We start from the raw sequence: 25,126 nt of genomic DNA, 5'->3' as shown, positions 1-25,126 counted from the left end.
GGGGCAGCAACAAACACGACAACGACGGGTTCCACCGACGCGAGCCGGTGCCGGGTACGAAGGAGGTGAGCGGCGACATGGCCGATCGTGACGAACCGACCGGGGCGTTGGTCCGTCCATACGCCGTCACCCGAGGTCGTACCCGTCCCCGGCTCGACATCGCGCTGGAGGCGCTCGTCGAGACGACGGTGCGCGGTCGGGCCGCTGCCAGTGGATCTGGCGGCGGCGGCCGGGAGCACCAGTACATCGCCGCGCTGTGTGACGGACGCGTGCAATCGCTCGCGGAGATCGCGGCGCGGATGCAACTTCCGCTCGGCGTGGCCCGGGTGCTCATCGCCGACATGGCGACGGACGGCCTGGTCGCGGTCCACGAGCCGACCATTTTGGACGACTCCGACGACGCGGTGGGCACTGAACTGCTGGAGAGGGTGCTGAGTGGACTTCGCAGGCTCTGACATGTCGCACCGGCCGCCGGCCCCGAGCGGGCGCGTGACGTCGGCGAAGATCGTTATCGCCGGTGGATTCGGCGTCGGCAAGACGACGTTGGTCGGCTCGGTCTCGGAGATCACGCCGCTGACCACCGAGGCGATCATGACCTCCGCCGGCGTGGGCGTCGACGACACCCGGCAGGTGCCGGGCAAGACGACCACCACGGTGGCGATGGACTTCGGTCGTATCTCGATCGACCGGGACCTGATCCTGTACCTGTTCGGTACGCCGGGTCAGACGCGGTTCTGGTTCATGTGGGACGAACTGGTCCGTGGCGCGATCGGCGCCGTGGTGCTGGTCGACACCCGTCGACTGGCCGACTGCTTCGCCGCCATCGACTTCTTCGAGCACCGGCGGCTGCCGTACCTGGTGGCCATCAACTGCTTCGACGGGATGCAGTACCACGACCCGCAGGACGTCCGGGACGCGCTGGCCATCTCCAGCGACGTGCCGGTGGTGGCGTGCGACGCCCGGAACCGGGAGTCGACCAAGCACGTGCTGATCTCGCTGGTCGAGTACGTGCTGACCATGCGTCGCTCGCGGGCGGTCGCGCCCGCCTGACCGGCGTGCTGAGCGCCCGGTGACCGCTTCGGCCGTCGCCGGGCGCTTCCTGCTGTCCACGACACCACGAACCCCACGCCGGGCCGTCCGGCGTGGGGCCCGGGCGGGGCCGGATCAGGCGTACGGGACCCAGGAGCCCTGGTCGACCACGTACACGCCGAGCGAGTCGGGATCCATGCCGCCGTGCCGGATGGGGGCGAACGCGTACCCGCCGGCGATGCCCTCGGTCACCTGCGTCTGCAGGTACGCCCGCAGTCGACCCCGGTCGACGCTGCTGGCCAGCCGCGCCGCCGTGACGAGCAGCTGCACCCCGTCCGAGGCGTACGGGGCGAACCCGCCGAAGCTGCCGTGCCGCTGCAGGTACCGGTAGATGAAGTCCCGTCGGGCCAGCGCGGCGGTGCTGGCGTTGGTGAGGGCGTAGCCGCTGAGACAGGTCGGGTGGACGGCGTACGCGCCCTCCACGGCGGCGGCGTTGCTGCCGGCGAGGGTCTCCTCGGCGACCGCCCCCGCGTCGAAGAAGATCGGGCCGCGGTGGCCGGCCCGGCGCAGCTTCCGCGCGGCGCTGCCGCTGTCCGGGGCGGTGCCCCAGACCACCACGCCGTCCGGCTCGTCGGCCACGGCCCGCTGGACGGCGTCCGTGAAGTCCGCCCCGGTACGCGGCAGGCGTACGGTCCGCCCCAGCTTCACGTCGGCGGCCCGGAGCGCGCCGGTCATCGCCTGGACCCCGGCGTCGCCGTGCAACCCGTCAGCGGCGAGCAGGGCCACCCGACGGACCTGCTGCGATCCGATCAGCTGGGCCAGCCGGCGGGCCACGTCGGCGGCGTCCGGGGTGAGCTTGTAGATGTAGGTCCGCTCCGTGAGCGGCAGCACGATGTTGTCGGCGGAGGCGAGCGACAGGAAGGGGACCTGGAGGCGCTGGGCCACCGCGATGATCGCCGTCGAGGTCTCGGCCAGGGTGCCGCCGAGCAGGGCGTGCACCTTCGCCTGGCGGGTCAGCTCGGTCGCCTGGCGGGCCGCGAGCCGTGGGTCGCTGCGGTTGTCCCGCACGTCCAGCCGTACGGTGCGGCGCAGGTTGCCGACCGGGAACCCGTTGGCGTTGAGCGACTCCACGGTGATCGCCAGGGCGCGCTCCTGGAGCACGCCCAGGGCGGCGCCGTGACCGGTCAGCTCCAGGCTGACCCCGATCACCAGCTCCTGCCCGCTCGCTGCGGTGGGGCTGCCGCCGCCCTCGGCCGAGCTGCCGGCCGGAGCGCAGGCGCTGAGCAGCAGGCTGCCCGCCGCCGCGGTGAGGACGCCCCGTCGGGTCAGCGTCGAGGAGCCGGTTGCCGGTGTCGCCATTGTCCAGTCGCCTTCCCACCCCGGCGACGTGCCCGCCGGCTGTTCCGCCGGGTATGCTCCCGGCCCCCGCGACTCGGCGTCAAATTATCCGGGTGTGGGTAGGAACACGCAGGTGGAAGGCGGTGTCTGACCGATCAGGACCGGTAGCCGGCGGAGCGGTACTCGTATTCCCGGTCGTCGTCCCGGTCGCCGGTGTCGCGGCTGAAGTCCCAGCCGCCGGCGGCTTCCCGGCCCGGTCGGCCGCCCACCGCGAACCCGCCGATCTCCTGCCCACGGCGCCAGCCGCGGAAGTAGCCGGTGGTGTTCTCGGCCAAGCTGGCCGCGTTCCGGACGATCCGCAGTGGACGCTCCTCGCGCAGCGGGGAGCCGGGCACCAGGTTGGCCTGGGGAACCCGCTTGGGCAGGCCCGCCGTGGTCTCCTCGCCCACCGCCGGCCGGGCCGCCTGCTCGGCGGCCTGCCAACCGGTGTCGGCCGTGGTGGACCAGTCCAGCTCGGACTCCTCGGCGTCGTGCCCGACGAACCAGGCGGACTTGGCCGCGGCGAAGATGAGCAGGTCGCCGTCGCCCTCGTCGGAGACCGGCGGGGGCCGGTGCTCCTTCGGCGCGGGCCGCCGTTCCGCCGGGCCGCGCAGCTCGCTCCGACCCGGGAACTCGGGGCGGCCGGACAGGTCTCCACGGGCCGACAGCTCACCGCGGCCGGGCAGTTCACCACGGCCCGACAGTTCCCCACGGCCCGACAGGTCACCACGGCCCGACAGGTCGCCACGGCCTGACAGGTCCGCACGGCCGGGCAGCTCACTGCGGCTGGACAGCTCACTGCGGTTGGGTAGGTCGGTCCGGCTGGGCAGCTCGCCACGGCTGGGCAGGTCGGTGCGGGAAGCCGGACGGTCGGCGCGGGCCGCCTCGTGGTCCACCAGTCGCAGCGGGGGAGTCTCCAGCCCCGGGTCGGTCGGCGGGTTCAGCCCGTCACGCAGGGCGCGGTCGGCCAGCGGCGGCGGCTCGACGAGCCGCAACATCGGCGGCTCCTGGGGCAGATCGTCGGCGAGCCAGGGCGGGGTGACCCGACCCTTGCCCGGATCGGTGGGGGAGTCCACCTTGCGCCCGGCGCGGTCGCCGTACCCGAAGGACGGTGGGTCAGCCGGTGCGTCCGCCAGCTCGTCGTTCGTGTTGACCAGGGGCCAGTTGGCCCGCGAGCCGGGCGGCGCGGCCGGTGGCTCCTGGCCGGGACGCGGCGTCGGCACCGGCACGCTGAGGTCGGTGGCGCTGAAGCCACCGGTCGGCGGCGCCTGGTCCGGGTTGGTCTTCGGCCGCGGCGGGATGATCGTCCGCTGCCGTTCGGCCCGCGCGCTGTTGATCGCGGCGGTGGTCAGGGTCGGCCGGAACGGCTCGCCCGCCTCGGCCGGTGGGACGTTGCCCCGCTGCATCGGCGCGATCGGGGTGATCCCGGGCGGCGGCGGGGGCGGTGCGGAGACCGGCCGGTTGGTCGGGGCGTCCAGCCGGTGCGGCAGCGGCCGTCCCGGCTCGGGCCGCGAGGGCGGTGCGGAGATCGGCGTACCGCTGGCGGCGGCCGGGGTGACCGGGGCCGGCGCCACGGGCGGCGGCGTGACCGGGGCCGGGGCGACCGGCGGCGGGCCGAGCGGCCGGGGAGTGGTCGGCAGGGACCCGCCGGAGACCGGCTCGGGGCGGCTGCGCCGCCCCACCGGCTCGGGCTCGCCCGACCGGACCGCCCGCAGGCCGGTGCCGGTGTTGTTCAGGGCGGCGGAGAGGTCGGTCACCTGCTCGCCGCGTCGGGCGGCGGCCCGCCGGCCGGGTGCCGGAGCGGCAGCCGGAGCCGGGGTGGTGAGCCGGGCGGTGAGCGCGCCGACCAGTGCGTCGCAGCCGGCGTCGCAGGCGCGTACCGCGGCGACGGCCTGCCGGACGGTCTCGGCCACCGCCGAGGTGAGCGCGCGGCTGACGGCGGCCCGTCGGGGCGTCTCGGAGATGGCGACCCGCAGTGCGGTGACCGCCTCGTCGATCGCGGCCTCGTCGGCCACCCCGTCGGCGACGAGGTGCGCCGCGACGGCGTCCACCGCGACCGGGACCTCCCGACCCCGGGCGGCCGTGCCGGCGAGCATGCCGGGCTCGGGCAGTGCGTCGAGGACGGCGAGGGAGACCGGCTCGGCCGGGTCCGGGTAGGCCCGGAGGGCGGCCGGGTAGAGCTCGCGCAGCACCTCGCGCAGCGCCACGGCGGCCGAGTGCCGGCCGCTGGCGAGCGCGGCGTGCGCGGACAGGACCTGCTTGTAGCCGGCGAGGTCGCGGGGGGCGGGAAGGGTGACGGCGGAGAGCGCGCCGGCCTGGAGTGCCCGGGCCAGGCCGACCGCGCGGCGCTCGGCCTCCGGGGACTGCATCTCCTCCAGCGAGTCGTCGTCCGCGAAGCGCTCGGCGAAGTCGTCGACCGAGTCGTCGTCGGCGATCGCCAGTGGACGACCCGCGGCGCTGAGCAGCGAGGTGACCGTGTGGTCGTCGCTGTCGGCCGCGATCGCCGCTCCGCTCGGCCCGCCCGACCGCTCCACGAGCAGCGCGACCAACTGGGCATAGCCAGCCGGGTCGTCGCCGATCTCGCAGACATGCAGCAGACGGCCTGCGTCGTCGACCACAGCGGACGTCAGCGTCGATCCGGCCGAGGCCGGTCGGTCGGCCGGATCCGCCGAGGCCAGACCGCAGTACACGCGCACGAGCGCCACGGCGTCGTCCTCCTCCCGGGACACAGGGCTATCTTCTGCCAGAGACTGATGCTCCCCGCTGTGGGTCAGTCGCGCCAGTCCACGACGGCAGAGATCTTGCCGACAATGGTGCGCCAACCCAAACTTGCGGTTTGTGCCCCGATTTTCTTGAGCCGTCGGCGGCCCATGAATCCACCGATTCCGCCGTTGACAGTCGCCCGCAGCGCCTCGTCCAGGTCGTCCAGGCTGGAACCGGCGGAGAGCATGTCGAGCACGGCGGGTAGGCGCAGCGCGTACGCCAGGTCACGGGCGACCTCGCCGGCCTCGATCAGGAGCGCGGGATCCCACGTGTCGTGCCCGCCGCGGAGGTTCTCCACCACCAGGTCGAGCTCGTAGGTGTCCTCGTCGAGCGGCGCGATGTCGGCCGGTTCCACCCGTTCGGACAGTTCATGCCAGCTGTCCAGTTGGGAGAGGTCGTTGGGCGCACCGGATCGGATGAAACTGACCAACGACTCGGGCGTCTTGAACAGCAGCAGCTTGCCGCGGTGGCTGAGGAAGACCGGCACCTCCTCGTCGCCCGCCTCGTCGTCGACCTCGTCCTCGTCGTCCTCGTCGTCCGCGGTCTCGTCGTCGGAGGCGTCCTCGTCCTCGTCGGCGTCGGCCTTGCGGCGGCGGCCCTCGGGCTGCTCGTCCTCCTCGGCGGAGAGGGCGGCGAACTCCTCGTCGAGGATCACCACCTCCTCGTCGTCCTCGGCCTCGACGACCTGGCGACGGGCCAGGAACGGGTCGTCCTCGTCGCGCTCGGCGACGTCGGTCGGGGTCAGCTCCCGCGCCGGCCGGTACGCCCGCAGGGTGAAGCCGCTGCCGGCGGGCAGGGCGATCTCCACCGGGTCGATCCGCAGCTCGTCCCAGAGCGCGCGGTCGGCGGCCGGGCGGTCGACGTCGACCTCGTCTTCTGTGGCCGACGCGGTGGTGTCGTCGAGCTCGGGCTCGTCGGCGTCGGGCCGGTGGGGCGACTGGCGGGCCACGCTGACCTCCGTGTGCTGTCGGATTGCCCACCCGGCGACAGCTCCGCCGCCGAGTGACTCTGGGCACATACCCTAGTGGTCGCCCCGGCGCCCCCGGGACCGCACCCCGGTGGCGCGCCAACAGTCGGAAACGCCGGGACGTACCGGCCCGAAGATCGTCTGCACCTCCCGGCCACGACACGCCGACGAATCACACCGGAAGCTGCAAACGATCATGGGCCGGCACCCGTCGTGCCGTGCCCGTGGCGTCAGCGCCGCGCCTCGGTCAGGGGTGCAGGGCCAGATAGCCGCGTTCCGCCGCCGCCTGGAGCCGCCACTGGTCCCGGTACCAGCCGGGCTGCGCCACCAGGTCGTCGTGCCGGCCCCGCTGCACCACCCGGCCGGCGTCCAGCACGACGATCTCGTCCAGCCCGGCGAGGCCGCTGAGCCGGTGACTGATCAGCAGCACCGAGTGCCCGGCCGGGTTGGCGGCCAGGGTCGAGGCGAGCACCGCGTCGGCGGCGGCCGGGTCGAGGCCCTCGGTGGGCTCGTCCAGCACCAGCAGCCCCGGCGCGGCGAGCAGCGCCCGGGCCAGGGCGAGGCGCTGCCGCTGGCCGCCGGAGAGCTGGGCGCCCTCCTCGCCGACCACGGTGTCCCAACCGGCCGGCTGGGCGCGTACCCAGTCCAGCAGACCGGCCGCCCGGGCGGCGTCGGCCAGCGCCTCCTCGTCCGCCTCGGGGCGGCCGAGCAGCAGGTTCTCCCGCACCGAGGCGTGGAAGACGTACGCCTCGGCGAAGAGGCCGCCGATCGCCCGGGGCAGCTCCTCGGCGGGGTACGCGGAGAGTTCGACCCCGTCCAGGGTGATCCGCCCGGCGTCGGGCCGGACCGCGCCGGTCAGCACACCGGCCAGGGTGCTCTTGCCGGCCCCGCTGGGCCCGACCACGGCGATCCGCCGCCCGGCGGGCAGGTCGAGGCTCACCCGGTCCAGGGCCGGCGCGGCCCCGGCCCGGTACCGGACGCTCACCTCGTCGAACCGCACGTGGTGCCCGCCGCCGACCGCCCCGCTGGGCGCCGCCGCCCTCGGGATGTCGGCACCGGGGACCGGGGCGGGCCCGGTGAGCAGGTCGGCGACCCGGCCCAGGCCGGCCCGGAGCTGGGTGTGCTGGCGGGCCGCCCCGACCAGCGCGAGGGCCGCCTCGGCGGCGGCGAGGGTGCCGACGGCCAGCACGCCGACCAGCACCCCGCCGACCCCGGCGCGGAGCGCGACGAGCACCACGGCGGCGGCGGTGAGCCCGGAGACGAGCACCCCGGTCGCGTCGACCGCGAAGCCGGCGGCGGCGAGCCGGCGCTCCAGCCGCGCCAGCCGTCGGGCCCGTCCCTCGGCGGTCGCCAGCGCCGTGCCGGTGGCGCCGAAGGCGGCCAGGTCGGCGGCGCCGTGGGTGAGGTCGACGGCGTCCACGGCGAGCGCCCCGCGCAGCGGGGCCACCTCGTCGGCGGCCCGGCGGGTGAGCCCGGTGGCCAGGGCGGGCAGCGCCACCCCGGCGACCAGCAGTCCGACCGCCAGCACCCCGGCCGCCGGCGGTGAGATCAGTGCGGCGACGCCGACGGCGAGCAGGCTGACCAGCGCGGCGGCCGCCCCGGGCACGAGCACCCGCAGCAGCAGGTCCTGAACGGCCTCCACGTCGGAGACGAGGCGGCTCAGCGCGTCGCCGGAACGCTGACCGGTGTCCCGACGGCCGGCCAGGGTGGCGAAGACCCGGGCCCGGACGTCGGTGATCATGCGTAGGACGGCGTCGTGGCCGGCGAGCCGTTCGGTGTAGCGGAACACGCCCCGGCTGATGGCCAGCGCCCGTACCGCGACGATCGCCACGGTCAGCCGGTCCAGCGGGGGGCGGCCGGCGGCGCTCATCAGCAGCCAGGTGGCGGTGGCCATCAGGGCGAGCCCGGCGAACTCGGTGGCGGCGGCGAGCAGCCCCGCCCCGACCAGCCGCCCCAGGTAGGGCCGGGCCAGCCGCAGCACCGTCCGCTCCGCCCGGCCGCCGTTCCGTTCCGGCCCGGTCGTTGCGGGGGTGACCAGCTCCGGTGGGACGGTCTCGGCCGGCGTCGGCGCGCCCCGGTCCCGGGCGGCCGGCGTCACGCCGTCGGGCGCGACCCCACCCGGCACGGCCCGTACGGGCTGGTCGGGGTGTTCGGGCACGGTGTTCACCGGGTCGCCTCCCCGGCCGGTACCGGGGTCAGCTCGGTGACCCGACCGTCGGCCACGCGGAGGATCCGGTCGGCGTCCTCCAGCAGCGCCGGCCGGTGCGCGACCAGCAGCGCGGTACGCCCCGCCACGAGCCGCCGGGTGGCGGCCAGTACGACGGCCTCGCTGGCGCTGTCCAGCCGCGCGGTCGGCTCGTCGAGCAGCACCACCGGGGCGTCCCGGAGGAACGCGCGGGCCAGCGCCACCCGTTGCCGCTGCCCGCTGGAGAGGCCGTGCCCACGTTCGCCGAGCACGGTGCCGAGCCCGTCGGGCAGGGCGGCGACGACCTCGTCCAGCGCGGCGTCGGTGACCGCGCCGGTCAGCGCGGTGTCGGAGGTGTCCGGCGCGCCGAGGCGGATGTTGTCGGCCAGCGTGGCGGCGAAGAGGTGCGCCCGCTGCGGCACCCAGGCGACCTGCCGGCGCCACTCGTCGAGGTCGACGTCGGCGAGGTCGACGCCGTCCACGGTGACCCGGCCGGCGGTCGGGGTGACGAAGCCGAGCAGCAGGCCGAGCAGGGTGCTCTTGCCGGCGCCGCTGGGCCCGATCACGGCGATCCGCTCGCCGGGCCGGATGGTCAGCGTGACGTCCCGCAGCGCGGTGGTCCGCTCGTACTCGACGGTCACCGACTCGAAGCGGATCTCGCCGCGACCGTCGGGCGCGGGCCCGGTGCGGCCGGCGGCCCGGCCCTCGGCGGCGGCCGGGACGGCGGAGACGGTGAGCGCCTCGTCGAGCGCGGTCAGCCCCTCCATGCTGGCGTGGAACCGGCTGCCGGCGGCCCGCAGCGGCAGGTACGCCTCCGGGGTGAGCAGCAGCACCAGCAGCGCGGTGGAGAGGGTGATCCCGCCGCCGAGCAGCCGGATGCCGACCGGCACGGCGACCAGCGCCACCGAGAGGGTGGCGATCAGCTCCAGCACCAGGGCGGAGAGGAAGGCGATCCGCAGCGTCCGCATGGTGGCCTGGCGGTGCCCGTCGGCCATCCGGCGGACCACCTCGGTCTGCGCCCGGTGCCGGCCGAACGCGCGCAGGGTGGGCAGCCCGGCGACCATGTCCAGGAAGTGCCCGCCGAGCAGGGCGAGCCGCCGCCACTGCCGTTCCGTGGCGGCCTGTGCCTGCCAGCCGAGCAGTGCCCCGAAGACCGGGATGAGCGGAATGGTCAGCGCGATGATCAACGCCGAACTCCAGTCCGCGAGGACGATCCGGGCGAGCACGGCGAGCGGCACGGTCACGCTCAGCACGAGCTGGGGGAGATAGCCGGTGAAGTAGGCGTCCAGCGCGTCCAGGCCGCGCCCGGCCAGGGTGGCGAGCTGTCCGGCCCGCTGGCCGGCGACCCAGCCGGGACCGTGCCGACCGACCGCGCCGAGCAGGTCCGCCCGCAGCGCCGCCTTCACCGTCGCCGCCGCCCGGGCCGCGACGGTGCCCTGCGCCCAGCCGACCAGCGCGCGGGCGCCCACCGCCGCGACGAAGCCGGCCAGCGCCGACCGGTGCAGCCGGCCGTCGACCGCGTTCGCCAGCACCGTCGCCAGTGCGGTGGCCTGGGCGACCACCAGCAGCGCGGTGAGCCCGCCGAGGATCGCGAGCACGGCGAGGTCGCGCCGGGCCGCGGGGACCCGGCGCAGCAGACGCGGGTCGAACGGGCGGCGGCTCACCGGTACACCGGTGCCCTACCGTCGGTCCGTCCCCGCAACACCCACCAGCACATCGCCTGAAAGCCTAGTAGGGCCGCCAGGAGCGGCAGCGTGAGCCGGCCTCGCAGCCACCGGGTGGGGATCGTCGCACCCCGAACGGGGAGGAAAGGGTCCAAGGGGTCAGCTCAGGAAGATCGAGATGGGCAGGGCGACCAGGGTGGCCGCCACCGCCAGCGCGGTCGCGCCGATCAGCCGGGGCGGCCGGTCCGCCACCATCAGCCGCCGCACCCGTACGTCGAGGTCACGGTCGCCCAGGCCGAGCGCCCCGGCCGGGGTGACCCGGTTCCCGCAGGCGGCGAAGCGGCGCAGCGCACCGGCCAGCGGCGCCTCCGCGTGCAGCTCACGGGCCTTGTCGTCGGCGCGCATCTCGACCAGCAGCGCGACCCGCTCGTACGCGTCCCGGACCCAGCCGAACCACGGCAGCGCCCGGCAGAGCGCGGTGAACGGCAGCAGCACCAGGTCGTGCCGCTCCTGCGCGTGGGCCCGCTCGTGGGTGAGCACCGCCGCCAGCTCGGCCCGGTCGAGCAGGCTCAGCGTCCCGGCGCTGACCACCACCCGCGGCTTCCTCCCCGGCAGGCAGTACGCCGCCGCACTCGGGTGGTCCAGCACCAGCGCGCCGGGCACGGTGGGGTCCCGGCGGGCGACCAGGGTGAGCAGGTCACGGTGCCGCCGCTGGGCGCGGATGCTCGCGTGCACGCTGCGCACGGTGGTGGTGACCAGCACCGCGCCGATGCCGAAGCCGACCCCGACCAGCCCCAGGTGCACGGCGCTCAGCCCGGCCGGGAGGGTGCCGTGCAGCAGGTCGGTGGCGAGCGCCAGCAGCGCGCCGCCGGTCGGCCGGTCGTACGCGGCCAGGCCGAGCGCCATCGGCACGCCCATCGCGGAGAGGCCGAGCGCCAGCCCGACCGCCTGCCAGCAGACGATGGCCACCCGGGGAGCGGCCCACGGCCAGGTGGAGTGGGACAGGACCTGCGCGGTGAGATAGCAGGCCAGCATCGACGCGGCGAAGTGCAGGGAGTACGCCACGGTCGCCGCCCTACCGGTCCGTCGCCTCGTCGACGCGCCGCGCCCGCCCGGCCCGGGGATCCCCGACCCGATCGGTCAGCCCGGGGTCGGCCGGCCCGGTCAGCCCGGCCTCGTTACCCAGGGCGGCGCGGAGCACCTCGGCCTCGGTGCCGGTGACCGAGCGGGCGAAGCGCACCAGCGCGGCGTCCCGGCTGCCGCCGAGGTCGAGGGCGTCGAGCATGAGCTGGGCGATGTGCGCCTCCCGGCTGGCGGCCGGCCGGTAACGCCAGGCCCGCCCCTCCCGTTCGCGCTGCACCATGCCCTTGCCGGCGAGCCGGTCGAGCACGGTCATCACCGTCGTGTACGCCAGCTCGCGCCCGTCCAGCGCGTCCGCGACCTCCCGCACGGTGACCCCGTCCGACGTGCCCGGGACCACGTCCCACAGCACGTCCATCACCGCCCGCTCAAGATCCCCCAGCCGCGTCACCCCCCAATCCTACCCCCCGTAGTAGACCGCCCGACCCTGCCTGGCCCCACCGCCACCGCCGCCTCCGGCGTGAGGGGCCTCGAACACGGAAAGAGTGGCCTCCGCCGACGCGGAAGCCACTCTTTCCGTGAATCAGTGCAGATCTTGAGCGGGGACCCGCTCACACCCCCTTGGGGTGCCAGACGGTCTTCGTCTCCAGGAGGGTGGTCATCCGGGTGATGCCGGGGTCGGTGGTCCAGTCGTGGTCGGCGGGGGCCGGGCGGAGGACCCGCTTGAGGTTCTCCGCGGCCTTCACCTCCAGGTCGGCGGCCAGCTCGGCGTCGGTCACCCCGGTCAGGTCGAGGGCGTTGACGTCCATGTGCGCGGCCAGCGTGGGCACCGTCTCGCCGATCCGGCCGGTGAGGATGTTCACCACGCCGCCGGGCAGGTCGGAGGTGGCCAGCACCTCGGCCAGGGTCACCGCCGCCAGCGGCGCCGCCGGGGAGGCCGCCACCACCACCGTGTTGCCGGTGACGATCGCCGGGGCGATCACACTGACCAGGCCGAGCAGCGCCGGGGCCTCGGGGGCCACCACGGCCACCACCCCGGTCGGCTCGGGTGCGGAGAGGTTGAAGTACGGCCCGGCGACCGGGTTCGCGCCGCCGTACACCTGGGCGAGCTTGTCGGCCCAGCCGGCGTACCAGACCCAGCGGTCGATCGCGGCGTCGACCTCGTCGGCCGGCACGCCGAGCGCGACGAACTGCTCGCGGCGGCCCTCCAGCATCTCGGCGACCCGGTAGAGGATCTGACCCCGGTTGTACGCGGTCGCCCCGGCCCAGCCCTTCACGGCGGCCCGGGCGGCGACGACGGCGTCCCGCGCGTCCTTACGCGATGCCAGCGACACGTTGGAGTCCTGCACGAGATACGACCGTCCCGACTCACTGCGGGGGAACTTGCCCCCGATGAAGAGCTTGTACGTCTTGCGTACCGCGACCCGCTCAGACATTGAGGTAGCCCTCCAGCCCGTGCCGGCCGCCCTCGCGACCGTAGCCCGACTCCTTGTAGCCGCCGAACGGCGAGGTGGGGTCGAACTTGTTGAACGTGTTGGCCCAGACCACGCCGGCGCGGAGCCGGTCGGCCATCCAGAGGATCCGGGAACCCTTGTCGGTCCAGATCCCGGCCGACAGCCCGTACGGCGTGTTGTTGGCCTTCTCGACGGCCTCGGCGGGCGTGCGGAACGTGAGCACCGACAGCACCGGCCCGAAGATCTCCTCGCGGGCGATCCGGTGCGCCTGGGTGACCCCGGTGAAGATCGTCGGCGCGAACCAGAAGCCCCGCTCGGGCAGCTCGCAGGCGGGCGACCAGCGCTCGGCGCCCTCGGCGGAGCCGGCGTCGGAGAGTTCCCGGATCCGGTCGAGCTGGGCGGCCGAGTTGATCGCGCCGATGTCGGTGTTCTTGTCCAGCGGGTCACCGACCCGCAGCTGGGCCATCCGCCGCTTCAGCGACTCCAGCACCTGCTCGGCGACGTTCTCCTGGATCAGCAGCCGGGAGCCGGCGCAGCAGACGTGCCCCTGGTTGAAGAAGATGCCGTTGACGATCCCCTCGACGGCCTGGTCGACCGGGGCGTCGTCGAAGACGATGTTGGCGGCCTTGCCGCCCAGCTCCAGGGTGAGCTTCTTGCGCGTGCCGGCGACGGACCGGGCGATGGCCCGGCCGACCTCGGTGGAGCCGGTGAAGGCCACCTTGTCGACGCCCGCGTGCTCGACCAGCGCGCGGCCGGTGTCACCGGCGCCGGTGACGATGTTGACCACGCCGGCCGGCAGGTCGGCCTGCTGGCAGATCTCGGCGAAGAGCAGCGCGGTCAGCGGGGTGGTCTCGGCCGGCTTGAGCACCACCGTGTTGCCGGCGGCGAGCGCCGGGGCGATCTTCCAGGCCAGCATGAGCAGCGGGAAGTTCCACGGGATGACCTGCGCGGCGACACCGAGCGGGCGCGGGTTCGCGCCGAAGCCGGCGTGCTCCAGCTTGTCGGCCCAGCCGGCGTAGTAGAAGAAGTGCGCGGCGACCAGGGGGAGGTCGACGTCGCGGGACTCCTTGATCGGCTTGCCGTTGTCCAGCGACTCCAGCACGGCCAGCTCGCGGGAGCGCTCCTGGATGATCCGGGCGATCCGGAACAGGTACTTGGCCCGGTCGCGGCCCGGCATCGGACCCCAGACCTTCTCGTACGCCGTCCGGGCGGCCCGCACCGCGCGGTCGGTGTCCTCGGTGCCGGCCTCGGCGACCTCGGCGAGGACCTCCTCGGAGGCCGGGTTGATCGACTTGAAGCTGGCGCCGCCGGTCGGGTCGACGAACTCACCGTCGATGAAGAGCCCGTACGAGGCTTTCAGGTCCACCACCGAGCGGGACTCGGGGGCGGGTGCGTATTCGAACATCACGCTCAGTCCAGGGTGAAGTAGTCGGGACCGGAGTAGACGCCGGTCGTCAGCTTGGTGCGCTGCATGAGCAGGTCGTTCAGCAGGCTGGACGCGCCGAACCGGAACCAGTCCGGGTCCAGCCAGTCCGGGCCGACGGTCTCGTTGACCATGACCAGGTACTTGATCGCGTCCTTGGTGGTCTTGATCCCGCCGGCCGGCTTCACGCCGACCTGCCGACCGGTGGCGGCGCGGAAGTCGCGGACCGCCTCCAGCATCACCAGGGTCACCGGCAGGGTGGCCGCGACCGGCACCTTGCCGGTGGAGGTCTTGATGAAGTCGCCGCCGGCCAGCATGGCCAGCCAGGAGGCCCGCCGCACGTTGTCGTAGGTGGCCAGCTCGCCGGTCTCCAGGATCACCTTCAGGTGGGCGTCCCCGCAGGCATCCTTGGTGGCCACGATCTCGTCGTAGACCTCCTGGTAGCGCCCGGCCAGGAACGCGCCCCGGTTGATCACCATGTCGATCTCGTCGGCGCCGGCCTCGACGGCTGCCCGGACGTCGGCCAGCTTGATCTCCAGCGGGGCCTGGCCGGACGGGAAGGAGGTCGCCACGCTGGCCAGGTGCACGGCGGACCCGCGCAGCACCTCGGCCACGTACGGGACCATCGCCGGATAGACGCAGACCGCGCCGACGTGCGGGCAGGACGGGTCGGCCGGGTCGGGGCGCAGCGCCTTCGCGGCGAGCGCCCGCACCTTGCCGGGGGTGTCCGCACCTTCGAGGGTGGTCAGGTCGACCATCCGGATCGCCAGGTCGATCGCCTGGGCCTTGGCGGTGGTCTTGATGGAGCGGGTGCCGAGCTGTGCCGCCCGCTGCTCCGCGCCGACCTGGTCCACGCCGGGCAGGCCGTGCAGGAAGGTCCGCAGAGCGGTCTCGGATCGTCCCAGCTCGGAGAGGTCCGACCGGGCCGACGTCGCTGTCGCCGTCATGCCCCGAATACTACGCACCGGCGCGCCGAGTGATCTTGGTCACGGACCGGCCGGGTGAGCGGCGTCGCTGGTCCGGCCGCACCCGGCGTGCGCCCGCGACCGGCCGGGTAGGTTGAGCGATCGTGGACGTACACGTCATTGACCACCCGCTCGCCCAGTCGCGGCTGACCGCCATGCGGGACGCCCGGACCGACTCGTCGACGTTCCGGGCCGCGCTGCACGAACTCACCACCATGCTGGTGTACGAGGCCGCGCGCACCTTCCCCGTCGAGAAGTACCCGGTGCAGACCCCGGTCACCGGCACCGAGGGCACCCGGCTGGCCAACCCGCCGCTGCTGGTCCCGGTGCTGCGGGCCGGTCTCGGCATGGCCGACGCCGCGCTCGGGCTGCTGCCCGAGTCTTCGATGGGCTTCGTCGGCCTGGCCCGCGACGAGGAGACGTACGAGCCGCGCGCCTACATGGAGTCGCTGCCGCGTGACCTGTCCGGCCTGCCGGTGCTGGTCCTCGACCCGATGCTGGCCACCGGCGGCTCCCTGGAGCACTGCTGCCGGCTGCTCGCCGACCGCGGCTGCACCGACATCACCGTCCTCTGCGTGCTGGCCGCCCCCGTCGGCATCGAGCGCCTGAAGCAGTCGGGTCTCCCGCTGCGCCTGGTCACCGCCTCGATCGACGAGGGCCTCAACGACCAGATGTTCATCGTCCCCGGCCTCGGCGACGCCGGCGACCGCCAATTCGGCGGCATGCCCCGCTTCTGACCCCACCCCACCGCACCCCCCTGCGACGGGGGCGGCCGAATTCACGGAAAGAGGGCCCATTCCGCCTCGGATGGGCCCTCTTTCCGTGAATCAGCGCGGTGGGACGGCGGGAGGGGTGGTGGGTGGGTGTGTCCGTGCGCGGGGTGGGCGGGAGGGGATAGCCTCTCGGGCCATGACTGGTGTTGCGCTCGCCGAAGAGCTGCTGCTCCTCGCGTATGACGACGAAACCGGCAAGGCGACCATGCCGCGGATCAGCCTCGACCTCGGCATGGCCGCGGCGGTGTTGATCGAGTTGGCGCTGGCCGGGCGGATCGCGTACGCCGAGGGAAACCTGGCGGTGACCGATCCGGCTCCGGTCGGTGAGCCGATCATCGACGAGGTGCTGGCGCGCGTCGCCGCGGACACCCCGCACACCCCGTCGTCGTGGGTGCAGCGGCTCCGGCACGGCCTGCGCGACCGGATCCTCGGCGACCTGGTGGCCCGGGGCGTGGTGCGCGACGTCGAGGAGACCGAGCTGGGCTTCATCACCGTGCACCGCTATCCGGTGGTGGACGCCACGGTGGAGAAGGACACCCGGGACCGGCTCGCCGCCGCGCTGACCAGTGGCCAGCTCCCCGACGAGCGGACCGCCGCGCTCGCGACCCTGGTGGCCGTGCTGCGGATGGAACCGGCGCTCGGCCTGAGCGGCGCGGCGGCGGACGACGCCCGCCGCCGGCTGGAGGAGATCGCCAGCGGCGCCGGCTTCTCCGGCAACGTCAGCCTCGACGACTCGGTCGTCCGCCCCTCCGTCGGCCTGGTGGTCGCCGCCCTCGGCCAGGCCGTGGACCAGGCCCTCGGCAAGCGCCCCTGACCCCACCCCACCCCGCCCCGACCGTGTCGATCATGAAGATGGCGGCGTCGGAGATCGCTCTCCGCGCCGCCAACTTCATGATCACCGGCGTCAGAGGCCGAGGGTCTGGGCGATCTCGGTGCGGAGCGCCGTGATCGCTGACTGGGCGCGGGTACGGGCCGTGGGGACGTCGCCGTCCGTGACCGGCTCCACGACCTCCAGGTACGCCTTGAGCTTCGGCTCGGTGCCGGACGGGCGGATCACCACCCGGGCGGCGGCGGTGCGCAGGATCACCACGTCCGACTCGGGGAGCAGGTCGGTCGCCTCGGTGACCGGCTGCCCGAGCAGGCTGCCCGGGACGGCGGCGCGGAGCCGGGCCATCATCTGCGCGATCTCCCGCAGGTCGTCGACGCGTACGGAGAGCTGGTCGGTGTGGTGCACGCCGAACTCGGCGGCCAGCTCGTCCAGCCGGTCGGTGAGCGTACGGCCCTGCGCCTTCAGCCCGGCGGCCAGCTCGGCGACGGTCAGCGCGGCGGTGATGCCGTCCTTGTCGCGGACGTGCTCCGGGGCCACGCAGTAGCCCAGCGCCTCCTCGTAGCCGAAGACCAGCGGCTGCGCCCCGCCCCCGGCCCGGACGATCCACTTGAACCCGGTCAGCGTCTCGTCGTACGGCAGGCCCCGGGCGGCGCACATGGCCCGAAGCAGCGACGACGACACGATGGTGGTGGCGTAGAGGCCCCGCACCCCGCGCCGCATCAGGTGGTCGGCGAGCAGCGCGCCCACCTCGTCACCGCGCAGCATCCGCCAGCCCGTGCCCCCGCCGCGGACGGCCACCGCGCACCGGTCGGCGTCCGGGTCGTTGGCGAGCGCCAGGTCCGCCCCGGTCCCCTCGGCGAGCGCCACCAGCCGGTCCACCGCGCCCGGCTCCTCCGGGTTGGGGAAGCTGACGGTCGGGAACTCCGGGTCCGGCTCGGCCTGCTCTGGCACCACCCCCGGCACCGGGAACCCGGCCCGGGCGAACGCGGCGGTCAGCACCGCCGCCCCCACCCCGTGCAGCGGTGTGTACGCCACCCGCAGGTCCCGGGGCCCGTTCGGCTCGATCACGGCGGCGGCCCGCTCCACGTACGACGCGACCAGGTCGTCGCCGAGCACCTCGCCGGCCGGGCCGAGCGGCACCTCGGCGAGCACGCCGACCGACCGGATGGCCGCCTCGATGCCGGCGTCGGCGGGCGGCACGATCTGCGCGCCGGCCCCCAGCTCACCACCGAGCCGGGCGCCCAGATAGACCTTGTAGCCGTTGTCCTGCGGCGGGTTGTGGCTGGCCGTGACCATCACGCCGGCCACCGCGTCGAGGTGCCGCACCGCGTACGCCAGCACCGGGGTGGGCAGCGGGCGGGGCAGCAGCAGCGCCGGCCGGCCCGCACCGGTGGCCACCTGGGCGGTGCGCTCGGCGAAGGCCCGCGAGCCGTGCCGGGCGTCGTACCCGATGACCAGCGGACCGGTGCCGCCCTGGGCGGCGAGCCACCCGACCAGCCCGGCGGCGGCCTGGGTGACCACCGCGAGGTTCATCCCGTTGGGGCCGGCCCGCAGCGGCCCGCGCAGCCCGGCGGTGCCGAAGGTCAGCGGCCCGGCGAACCGGTCGGCCAGCTCCGGCGCGCTGGCCGGGAGCCGGTCGAGCACCTCACGCAGCTCGTCCCGGGTCGTCGGGTCAGGGTCGTCGTCGAGCCACCGTCGGGCCTGCTCGCGAACGTCGTCAAGGTCAGTGGTTTCCGCCGCCATTGCCTCTTGATAGCACGGCGACGGATCACCACCGACCGTCGGCCTCGACTCAGTTGGCCCCGGTGAGCTGGAACGAGCCGGCCATCGCGTCGAAGATCGGCCGGCTCTCGGCGAACTTGGCGTCGGTCGAGGAGAGGTAGAACGAGTAGACCTTGCCGTCCTTCACCACGCCCCGCCACACCCCGTGCCGCATGGCGTCGCCCTCGCCGCAGGTGTATTCCAGCTCGGCCGCCGGCTCGCCCGCCAGCTTCTGCTCGGTCACCGACACCTCCCGGTACGGCTCCGGACAGGTCTTGCTCGTGCCGCTCTTCGCCTTGAGGTTCCGCGAGGCGAACTCGGCCCAGCTGACCGAGGTGCCGCCCCACTTCTCCGCGATGATGCGCACCTTACGGCCGCTGTCCGCCGGGTCGACGAAGTCGACGTAGAGGCCGCCGGTCTGCCGGTCCCAGCCCTTCGGCACCTGGACCGTGATGCCCTTCGCCGTGTGCTCCTGCATCTCCACGCCGGGACCGGCCGGGGCGGTCGCGGTCGGCGGCGCCGTGACGATCGGCCGGGTCGGCTCGTCGTCACCGCCGAAGAGGACGACCGCGCCGATCAGCAGCAGCACCGCCACGCCGCCGGCCACCGCGAGCTGGAGCTTGCGGGGCCAGCCCTTGACGGTGCCGACGAGCTGGCCGGCGACCCCCTTGGCCCTGCCGACCGCGCCGCCACCGGTGGCGGTGGGGGCCGTGGCCGGCGACGTCCAGGACTGGCCGGTGCCCGGCACCGACCACTGGTTGCCGGCATAGCCGCCGCCGATCCGCTGCGTCGCCTCCGGCGCCCGGAACGGGACCTGCTGGGTGGCGTCCGGGTGCCCGCCGCCGATCCGCTGGGTGGCGTCGGCCTGGCCGCCGCCGATCCGCTGGGTCGCGTCGGCCTGGCCGCCGATCCGCTGGGTCGCCTCCGGCGCGCCGCCGTAGACCCCGCCGGCCGACATCGCGCCGGTCGGCGTGTGCAGCGGGCCGGCCAGCGCGTCGGCGCTGGTGTCGTCGAGGGCGGCGGCGCTGCCGGCCTTCGCCGCGGTCGGGCGTTCGCCACGGCGCAACGCGGCCAGCCGGTCGGTCAGCGACTCGCCCGGGCCGATCATCGCCCGGCCGCCGATCTGCCCCGAGGGCTTCGGCTCCGGCTTCGCGGCGGGCGGCGGGGGCGCGGCGGGCCGCTGCACCGGCACCACGGCGTACGGGTCGGTGACCGAGTTGACCGCGGTGGCGGTGCTGGTCAGCGGGCCGGCGAGCAGCTCGCGCAGCATCCGGCGGGCGTCGTGCACGTCGAGCCGACGGGCCGGGTCCTTCTCCAGCAGGCCCATCAGCACACCGGTCAGCGGGCCGCTGCGCTGTGGGGTGGCCGGCGGGTCCTCGACCACCGCGTGCATGGTCTCGATCGGGTCGCCCTTGTCGAACGGGGGCCGCCCCTCCACCGCCGTGTAGAGCGTCACGCCGAGCGAGAAGAGGTCGCTGGGCGGGCCGAACTCCTGCCCCATCGCCCGTTCCGGCGAGATGAAGTGCGGCGAGCCGAGCACCATGCCCGGGGTGGTGAGCTGCACGTCGGTCGGCATCCGGGCGACCCCGAAGTCGGTGAGCACGCAGCGGCCGTCGGTGCAGATCAGCACGTTGGCGGGCTTGACGTCGCGGTGCAGTACGCCGATCGCGTGCGCCACCTCCAGCGCGCCGAGCAGCGCGATGCCGATCTTGGCGACCGCGCGGGGCACGACCGGGCCGTCCTCGATCACCATGTCGGCGAGGCTGCGGGCGTCCAGCAGCTCCATCACGATCCACGGCCGGCCACCCTCGGTGACCACGTCGTACACCTGGACCACGGCCGGGTGCTGGATCGCGGCGGCGGCGCGGGCCTCGCGGAGGGTGCGCTCGTACATCGCGTCGCGGTCGCTGGGGGCGAGCCCCGGCGGGAGGACGACCTCCTTGACCGCCACGTCGCGGCGCAGCAGCGTGTCTGTGGCACGCCAGACCGTGCCCATGCCTCCGTTGCCCACCGGCGACCGCAGCGAGTAGCGACCACCGATGGTGGTGCCGGGCGCCGCGCGACCGTTGGAGGGAGTGTTGACTGGTCCGCCGCTCCACGTCGGGATCTGAGTCACAGAAAAGCCACCGGGGGATATCGAGGGGGGCTGGGACACAACCCCCCTATCTTGCTGGTTCCGACGGCCGATGCGAAACCCGACGCGGCCGACGTTTGGCTACCGAACGGTATGTGGCGAGCTGTTCACCTCCGGTCGACCTGGTCGACAGGTGTGCGGTATCCCTCACCCATCGATGTCGACTCCCGTCCTACCATCCGGTGATGAGCGAACGGCGGTCAAGCGAGTCCGGTTTCCCGATCAAGGCCGTCTACACGGCGGACGACCTCCCGGAGGAGCTGGACCACCGGCTGGGCGCTCCGGGCGAGTTCCCGTACACCCGTGGGGTCTACCCCACCATGTACACCTCCCGCCCCTGGACCATGCGGCAGTACGCCGGCTTCGGCACCGCCACCGAGTCCAACGCGCGCTACCACCAGTTGTTGCGGGCCGGCACCATGGGCCTCTCCGTGGCCTTCGACCTGCCCACCCAGATGGGGTACGACTCCGACGACCCGATCGCGCACGGCGAGGTCGGCAAGGTCGGTGTCGCCATCGACTCCATCGAGGACATGCGGCTGCTCTTCGACGGCATCCCGCTGGACAAGGTCTCCACCTCGATGACCATCAACGCGCCCGGCTCGGTGCTGCTCCTGCTCTACCAGCTCGTCGCCGAGGAGAACGGCGTCGCCGGGAGCGCGCTCAACGGCACCATCCAGAACGACATCCTCAAGGAGTACATCGCCCGGGGGACGTACATCTTCCCGCCCAAGCCCTCGCTGCGGCTGGTCGCGGACACCTTCGCGTACTGCCGCAGGGAGGTGCCGAAGTGGAACACCATCTCCATCTCCGGCTACCACATGGCGGAGGCCGGCGCGACGCCCGCGCAGGAGATCGCGTTCACCCTGGCCAACGGCGTGGAGTACGTCCGGGCCGCGCTGGCGGCCGGGCTGGCCGTGGACGACTTCGCGCCCCGGCTGTCGTTCTTCTTCGTCGCCCGGACCACCCTGCTGGAGGAGGTCGCCAAGTTCCGCGCCGCGCGCCGGATCTGGGCCCGGCTGATGCGCGACGAGTTCGGCGCCAAGGATCCCAAGTCGATGATGCTGCGGTTCCACACCCAGACCGCGGGCGTGCAGCTCACCGCCCAGCAGCCGGAGGTCAACCTGGTCCGGGTGGCGATCCAGGGGCTCGGCGCGGTGCTCGGCGGCACCCAGTCGCTGCACACCAACAGCTTCGACGAGGCCATCGCGCTGCCCACCGAGAAGGCCGCCCGGCTGGCGCTGCGGACCCAGCAGGTGCTGGCGTACGAGACGGACCTGACCGCCACCGTGGACCCGTTCGCCGGGTCGTACGTGGTGGAGGCGATGACGGCCGAGATCGAGGCGGCGACCGACGAGCTGATGCACCGGGTCTTCGACCACGGGTCGGCGGTGGACGCCATCGAGGCCGGCTTCCAGAAGCGGGAGATCGAGCAGTCCGCGTACCGGATCGCCCAGGAGATCGACGCCGCCGAGCGGGTGGTGGTGGGCCTGAACCGGTTCGCGGTCGACGAGGAGGAGCCGTACGAGCCGCTGCGGGTCGACCCGACGATCGAGGCGGCCCAGGCGGAGCGGCTGGCCAAGCTGCGCGCGGAGCGGGACAACGGCGCCGTCGAGCGGGGTCTCGCCGAGCTGCGGGAGGCCGCCTCCGGGTCGGCGAACGTGCTCCCTCCGATGAAGGAGGCGCTGCGGGCCCGGGCCACGGTCGGCGAGGTCTGCGGGACGTTGCGCGAGGTGTGGGGGATCTACCGTCCCACCGACCGGTTCTGAGGTCGGCCCCGCGACGACGCGGTCGAAGGCGGCTCCGTCGGTGCCCACGGGACCCGGCCCGGAGCCGCCTTCTGCGTTGCTGACCTGCGGATTTCCTCTCGCCAGGGGCCGTTCGGCGGCGTTACAGTCGAGTTCTCCCCGCACGCCGGCTTCCGCGGAGCCGGCCCGGTGCGGCCCCCCGGGCGACGTCGCCCGGCCGGCCCGCCGGCCTCCGGGCGGCGCGGTCCTGTCGCGCGGTGCGTGTGCCATTCGGGAATGCGGGTAACCCGTTCGGGTGAACGGGACGGACAGTGTGTGCGGTCGCGTGCCGGGCTGTCATGTCACCGTCGGGAGTCGTCCGGCTGCCGTGCGTTGTCGGGCAATTGTCGGACCGGCAGTTAATTGCAGCGACTAATGCGACAATTCGGAACGACGTCCCGAAGTCGAGGGATTATCCGGTAGCCGTTGAATCGGTTACGCGTTGTAGGAGGTGTGGGGCAGATGACGGCGTTCGACCGCGATCTACCTGCTGTCCCGCAGATATTCGAGCCGTCCCACCAGGGCATTCACGAGGGCATTCGTGACGCTGTGCGGTCCGATCGCTACGCGAAAGACGTTGCGCAGCGTCACCGTCGGAGGTCTAGGCTGTCTGCTGTTCTGCCCGATGATCCATCCATCTCTAGTGATCGAGAAAACGACGTGACGAGTGCGTTGACGCTGCCCGTGGGCGGCCAATTGGCGTCGTCCTGGCCGGAGGCGCCATCCGGGTCCCAGCCGCTGCCGTTCGAGCTCGACCATCTGCTCGCCCTCCGGGTACCGGGCCTGATCGCCACCCGCCGTCACATCCACTCCCACCCGGAACTCTCCGGCGAGGAGTTCGAGACGGCCGCGCTGATCGCCCGGGAACTCTCCCTGGCCGGGCTCAACCCCCGGATGCTGCCCAAGGGCAACGGGGTCATCTGCGACATCGACGGGCGCCCGGACGGCCCGGTCATCGCCCTGCGGGCCGACATCGACGCGCTTCCGCTGACCGACCCGAAGGACGTGCCGTACCGGTCCACGGTGGAGGGCGTCTGCCACGCCTGCGGCCACGACGTGCACACCACGGTGATGCTCGGGGTCGGCATGCTGCTGGCCCAGCTCGCCGACCTGGGCCGGCTCGACGGCCGGGTCCGGCTCATCTTCCAGCCGGCCGAGGAGATCCTGCCCTGCGGTTCGCTGGAGGTCATCGAGGCCGGCGGCCTCGACGACGTGGTGCAGATCTTCGCCGTGCACTGCGACCCCAACCTGCCGGTGGGCAAGGTCGGCCTGCGGGTCGGCCCGATCACCGCGGCGGCCGACAACGTCACCGTCCGGCTCACCGGCCCGGGTGGACACACCGCCCGCCCGCACCTCACCGTGGACCTGGTCGACGCGCTGGGCCGGCTGGTCACCGAGGTGCCGACCCTGGTCAGCCGCCGGGTGCCGGCCAACAGCGGACTGCTGCTGGTGTTCGGCCACGCCTCGGCCGGCACCCGCTACAACGTCATCCCCTCCGAGGCGTGCGCCGCCGGCACCCTGCGGGTGATGGACCGCGACACCTGGGAGCAGGCGCCCAAGATCGTCGCTCAGGTGGTCCGGGACGTCATCGCGCCCACCGGTGCGACGGTCGACCTGGAATACCTGCGCGGCCGGCCGCCGGTCAGCAACGACGCCCGGGCGATCGGCGTGCTCACCGCCGCCACCGCCGCCGCGCTCGGCCCGGAGGGCATCGCGGAGACTCCGCAGAGCATGGGCGGCGAGGACTTCTCCTGGTACCTGGAGCACGTGCCCGGCGCGCTCGCCCGGCTCGGCGTCGGCCGGGCCGGACCCAACGTCGACCTGCACCGGGCCTCGTTCGACGTGGACGAGCGCGCCATTCCCGCGGGCGTACGCCTCATGGTGCAGACCGCGTTGCGGGCACTGGCGGCGGCGCGCTAGGCAGCGGACCACCCGCCGGTCCGGTCGGCTGCGGCCCGGCCGGCGGGGTGGGCCGACGCCGCGCGCCGCGTCGGCGCAGCACGACGATCAACGCCGTCAGCGGCAGCCCCAGCAGCACCAGCCAGGGCAGCAGTGCGCCGAGGACGGTGAGCGCCACCGTCAGCGATGCCACGAACGCCTTCCAGCCGCCGCGCAGCCCCACCAGGAAGCCGGTCTCGTCCGGCGTGTCCTCGGCCGGGGCGTCCTTCCCGACGAAGGTCACCGTGATGGTGGAGAGCGCGGTCAGGTCGGCCAGCCGGCGCTTCTTCGCCTCCAGCGACGCCAGGTCGGCCTCCCGCCGGCCCAGCTCGTTCTCCAGCGAGACCAATTCACTCGTCGAGCCGGCCCGGGCCAGCAGCTTGCGGGCGCTCTCCACCCGCGCGCGCTGGCTGATGATCCGGGCGTCCAGGTCGACGGTCTCCTCGGTGACGTCCTCGGTGTGCACCTCCCGCTGCTGCTGCCGGCCCAGCCTGGCGAGATCGTCGACCACCGTGGTGAACTTCGCCGCCGGCACCCGCAGCTGCAGCTCCGCCCGGGAACTGCTCTCGTCGCTGCGCCGCTGGTCCCCGCCGACGAAGCCGCCGGCCACGGTGACCGTGACGATCGCCGCGCGGGCGGCGGCCTCCACGTCCTCGACCTGCACCCGCATCGTTCCGGTGTAGATGATCGCCCGCTGGTCGACCCGCAGGTCCGGCGCGCCCGCCCCGCCCTGCGCCGGGGCACCCGCAGCATCCTGTCCACCGGCACGGTCGGCGTCGCTCACGACCGGTGCCTTCGCCGCCGGAGCGGAGCTGTCCCGCTCCCCGCCGTCCGCACCACAGCCGCCCGCGACCAGCACCGCCGACAGTCCCACCGCCGTCCACGCCATGGTCCGCCGGCGTCCACGTCGTACGCTCATCCCCGCTCCGATCCTCTTCGCCCCGAGCCGGGGCCGATACGTCGGACGCGACGCGACACCGCGTCGGTTCCGGCAGAC

General features: G+C 74.0%; 19 protein-coding genes. 6 read left to right on the top strand and 13 right to left on the bottom strand.

What is annotated here, in order from left to right:
* The first annotated feature begins 77 nt into the window (after window positions 1-77).
* Window positions 78-455, top strand: a complete 378-nt coding sequence (locus ABUL08_RS19505; RefSeq protein WP_109948040.1) for a DUF742 domain-containing protein — start codon at window positions 78-80, stop codon at window positions 453-455.
* 1 nt (window position 456) lies between these two features.
* Window positions 457-1,050, top strand: a complete 594-nt coding sequence (locus ABUL08_RS19500) for a GTP-binding protein (RefSeq protein ID WP_091260490.1) — start codon at window positions 457-459, stop codon at window positions 1,048-1,050.
* A gap of 114 nt (window positions 1,051-1,164) precedes the next feature.
* On the opposite strand, the gene ABUL08_RS19495 is transcribed toward ABUL08_RS19500, so the two are convergent.
* The 10 genes from ABUL08_RS19495 to deoC form a co-directional block, all read right to left on the bottom strand.
* Window positions 1,165-2,388: an ABC transporter substrate-binding protein gene (locus tag ABUL08_RS19495; protein ID WP_350931357.1), complete on the bottom strand. Its 1,224-nt coding sequence runs from the start codon at window positions 2,386-2,388 to the stop codon at window positions 1,165-1,167.
* A gap of 134 nt (window positions 2,389-2,522) precedes the next feature.
* Window positions 2,523-5,135, bottom strand: a complete 2,613-nt coding sequence (locus ABUL08_RS19490; RefSeq protein ID WP_350931356.1) for a transposase — start codon at window positions 5,133-5,135, stop codon at window positions 2,523-2,525.
* A 41-nt stretch (window positions 5,136-5,176) separates the two neighbouring features.
* Complete coding sequence (locus ABUL08_RS19485; protein ID WP_350931355.1) at window positions 5,177-6,187, bottom strand: DNA primase; 1,011 nt, start codon at window positions 6,185-6,187, stop codon at window positions 5,177-5,179.
* Window positions 6,188-6,383: 196 nt separating this feature from the next.
* Entirely contained in the window at window positions 6,384-8,174 is a 1,791-nt protein-coding gene (gene cydC, locus ABUL08_RS19480) for a thiol reductant ABC exporter subunit CydC (protein ID WP_350938727.1), read from the bottom strand.
* Window positions 8,175-8,299: 125 nt separating this feature from the next.
* Window positions 8,300-9,985 (bottom strand): thiol reductant ABC exporter subunit CydD, encoded by a 1,686-nt coding sequence (gene cydD / locus ABUL08_RS19475; protein WP_350931354.1) that lies wholly within the window; start codon window positions 9,983-9,985, stop codon window positions 8,300-8,302.
* Between the two features lie 159 nt (window positions 9,986-10,144).
* Window positions 10,145-11,050, bottom strand: coding sequence for a M56 family metallopeptidase (locus ABUL08_RS19470; RefSeq protein WP_350931353.1), 906 nt, complete (start codon window positions 11,048-11,050; stop codon window positions 10,145-10,147).
* Window positions 11,051-11,060: 10 nt separating this feature from the next.
* Window positions 11,061-11,516 (bottom strand): BlaI/MecI/CopY family transcriptional regulator, encoded by a 456-nt coding sequence (locus ABUL08_RS19465; protein ID WP_350931352.1) that lies wholly within the window; start codon window positions 11,514-11,516, stop codon window positions 11,061-11,063.
* A 160-nt stretch (window positions 11,517-11,676) separates the two neighbouring features.
* Window positions 11,677-12,501, bottom strand: a complete 825-nt coding sequence (locus ABUL08_RS19460) for an aldehyde dehydrogenase family protein (RefSeq protein WP_350931351.1) — start codon at window positions 12,499-12,501, stop codon at window positions 11,677-11,679.
* Window positions 12,494-13,924, bottom strand: a complete 1,431-nt coding sequence (locus ABUL08_RS19455; RefSeq protein ID WP_350938725.1) for an aldehyde dehydrogenase family protein — start codon at window positions 13,922-13,924, stop codon at window positions 12,494-12,496. The genes ABUL08_RS19460 and ABUL08_RS19455 overlap by 8 nt, the downstream gene beginning before the upstream one ends.
* Window positions 13,925-13,929: 5 nt before the next feature.
* Window positions 13,930-14,889, bottom strand: a complete 960-nt coding sequence (gene deoC / locus ABUL08_RS19450) for a deoxyribose-phosphate aldolase (RefSeq protein ID WP_350931350.1) — start codon at window positions 14,887-14,889, stop codon at window positions 13,930-13,932.
* Window positions 14,890-15,011: 122 nt separating this feature from the next.
* Here deoC and upp point away from each other — a divergent pair, with 122 nt between their 5' ends.
* Window positions 15,012-15,644: a uracil phosphoribosyltransferase gene (upp, locus tag ABUL08_RS19445; protein ID WP_350931349.1), complete on the top strand. Its 633-nt coding sequence runs from the start codon at window positions 15,012-15,014 to the stop codon at window positions 15,642-15,644.
* Between the two features lie 172 nt (window positions 15,645-15,816).
* Window positions 15,817-16,494: a GOLPH3/VPS74 family protein gene (locus ABUL08_RS19440; RefSeq protein WP_350931348.1), complete on the top strand. Its 678-nt coding sequence runs from the start codon at window positions 15,817-15,819 to the stop codon at window positions 16,492-16,494.
* A 90-nt stretch (window positions 16,495-16,584) separates the two neighbouring features.
* On the opposite strand, the gene ABUL08_RS19435 is transcribed toward ABUL08_RS19440, so the two are convergent.
* Together ABUL08_RS19435 and ABUL08_RS19430 are read right to left on the bottom strand one after the other, a co-directional pair.
* Window positions 16,585-18,252 (bottom strand): phospho-sugar mutase, encoded by a 1,668-nt coding sequence (locus ABUL08_RS19435; protein WP_350931347.1) that lies wholly within the window; start codon window positions 18,250-18,252, stop codon window positions 16,585-16,587.
* A 49-nt stretch (window positions 18,253-18,301) separates the two neighbouring features.
* Window positions 18,302-20,386, bottom strand: a complete 2,085-nt coding sequence (locus ABUL08_RS19430; protein ID WP_350931346.1) for a serine/threonine-protein kinase — start codon at window positions 20,384-20,386, stop codon at window positions 18,302-18,304.
* 203 nt (window positions 20,387-20,589) lie between these two features.
* Here ABUL08_RS19430 and ABUL08_RS19425 point away from each other — a divergent pair, with 203 nt between their 5' ends.
* On the top strand, window positions 20,590-22,173 hold the full coding sequence (locus tag ABUL08_RS19425; protein ID WP_350931345.1) for an acyl-CoA mutase large subunit family protein: 1,584 nt from the start codon (window positions 20,590-20,592) through the stop codon (window positions 22,171-22,173).
* A gap of 678 nt (window positions 22,174-22,851) precedes the next feature.
* Window positions 22,852-24,111, top strand: coding sequence for an amidohydrolase (locus ABUL08_RS19420; RefSeq protein ID WP_350931344.1), 1,260 nt, complete (start codon window positions 22,852-22,854; stop codon window positions 24,109-24,111).
* Here ABUL08_RS19420 and ABUL08_RS19415 read toward each other — a convergent pair.
* Window positions 24,068-25,048 (bottom strand): DUF4349 domain-containing protein, encoded by a 981-nt coding sequence (locus ABUL08_RS19415; protein WP_350931343.1) that lies wholly within the window; start codon window positions 25,046-25,048, stop codon window positions 24,068-24,070. The genes ABUL08_RS19420 and ABUL08_RS19415 overlap by 44 nt on opposite strands.
* Between the last annotated feature and the right edge of the window lie 78 nt (window positions 25,049-25,126).

It is taken from the genome of Micromonospora sp. CCTCC AA 2012012, from assembly GCF_040499845.1.
Taxonomy (GTDB): domain Bacteria; phylum Actinomycetota; class Actinomycetes; order Mycobacteriales; family Micromonosporaceae; genus Micromonospora; species Micromonospora mangrovi.
The sequence above is the reverse complement of the archived record's forward strand: the minus strand, read 5'-3'. Positions and strand labels throughout refer to the sequence as shown.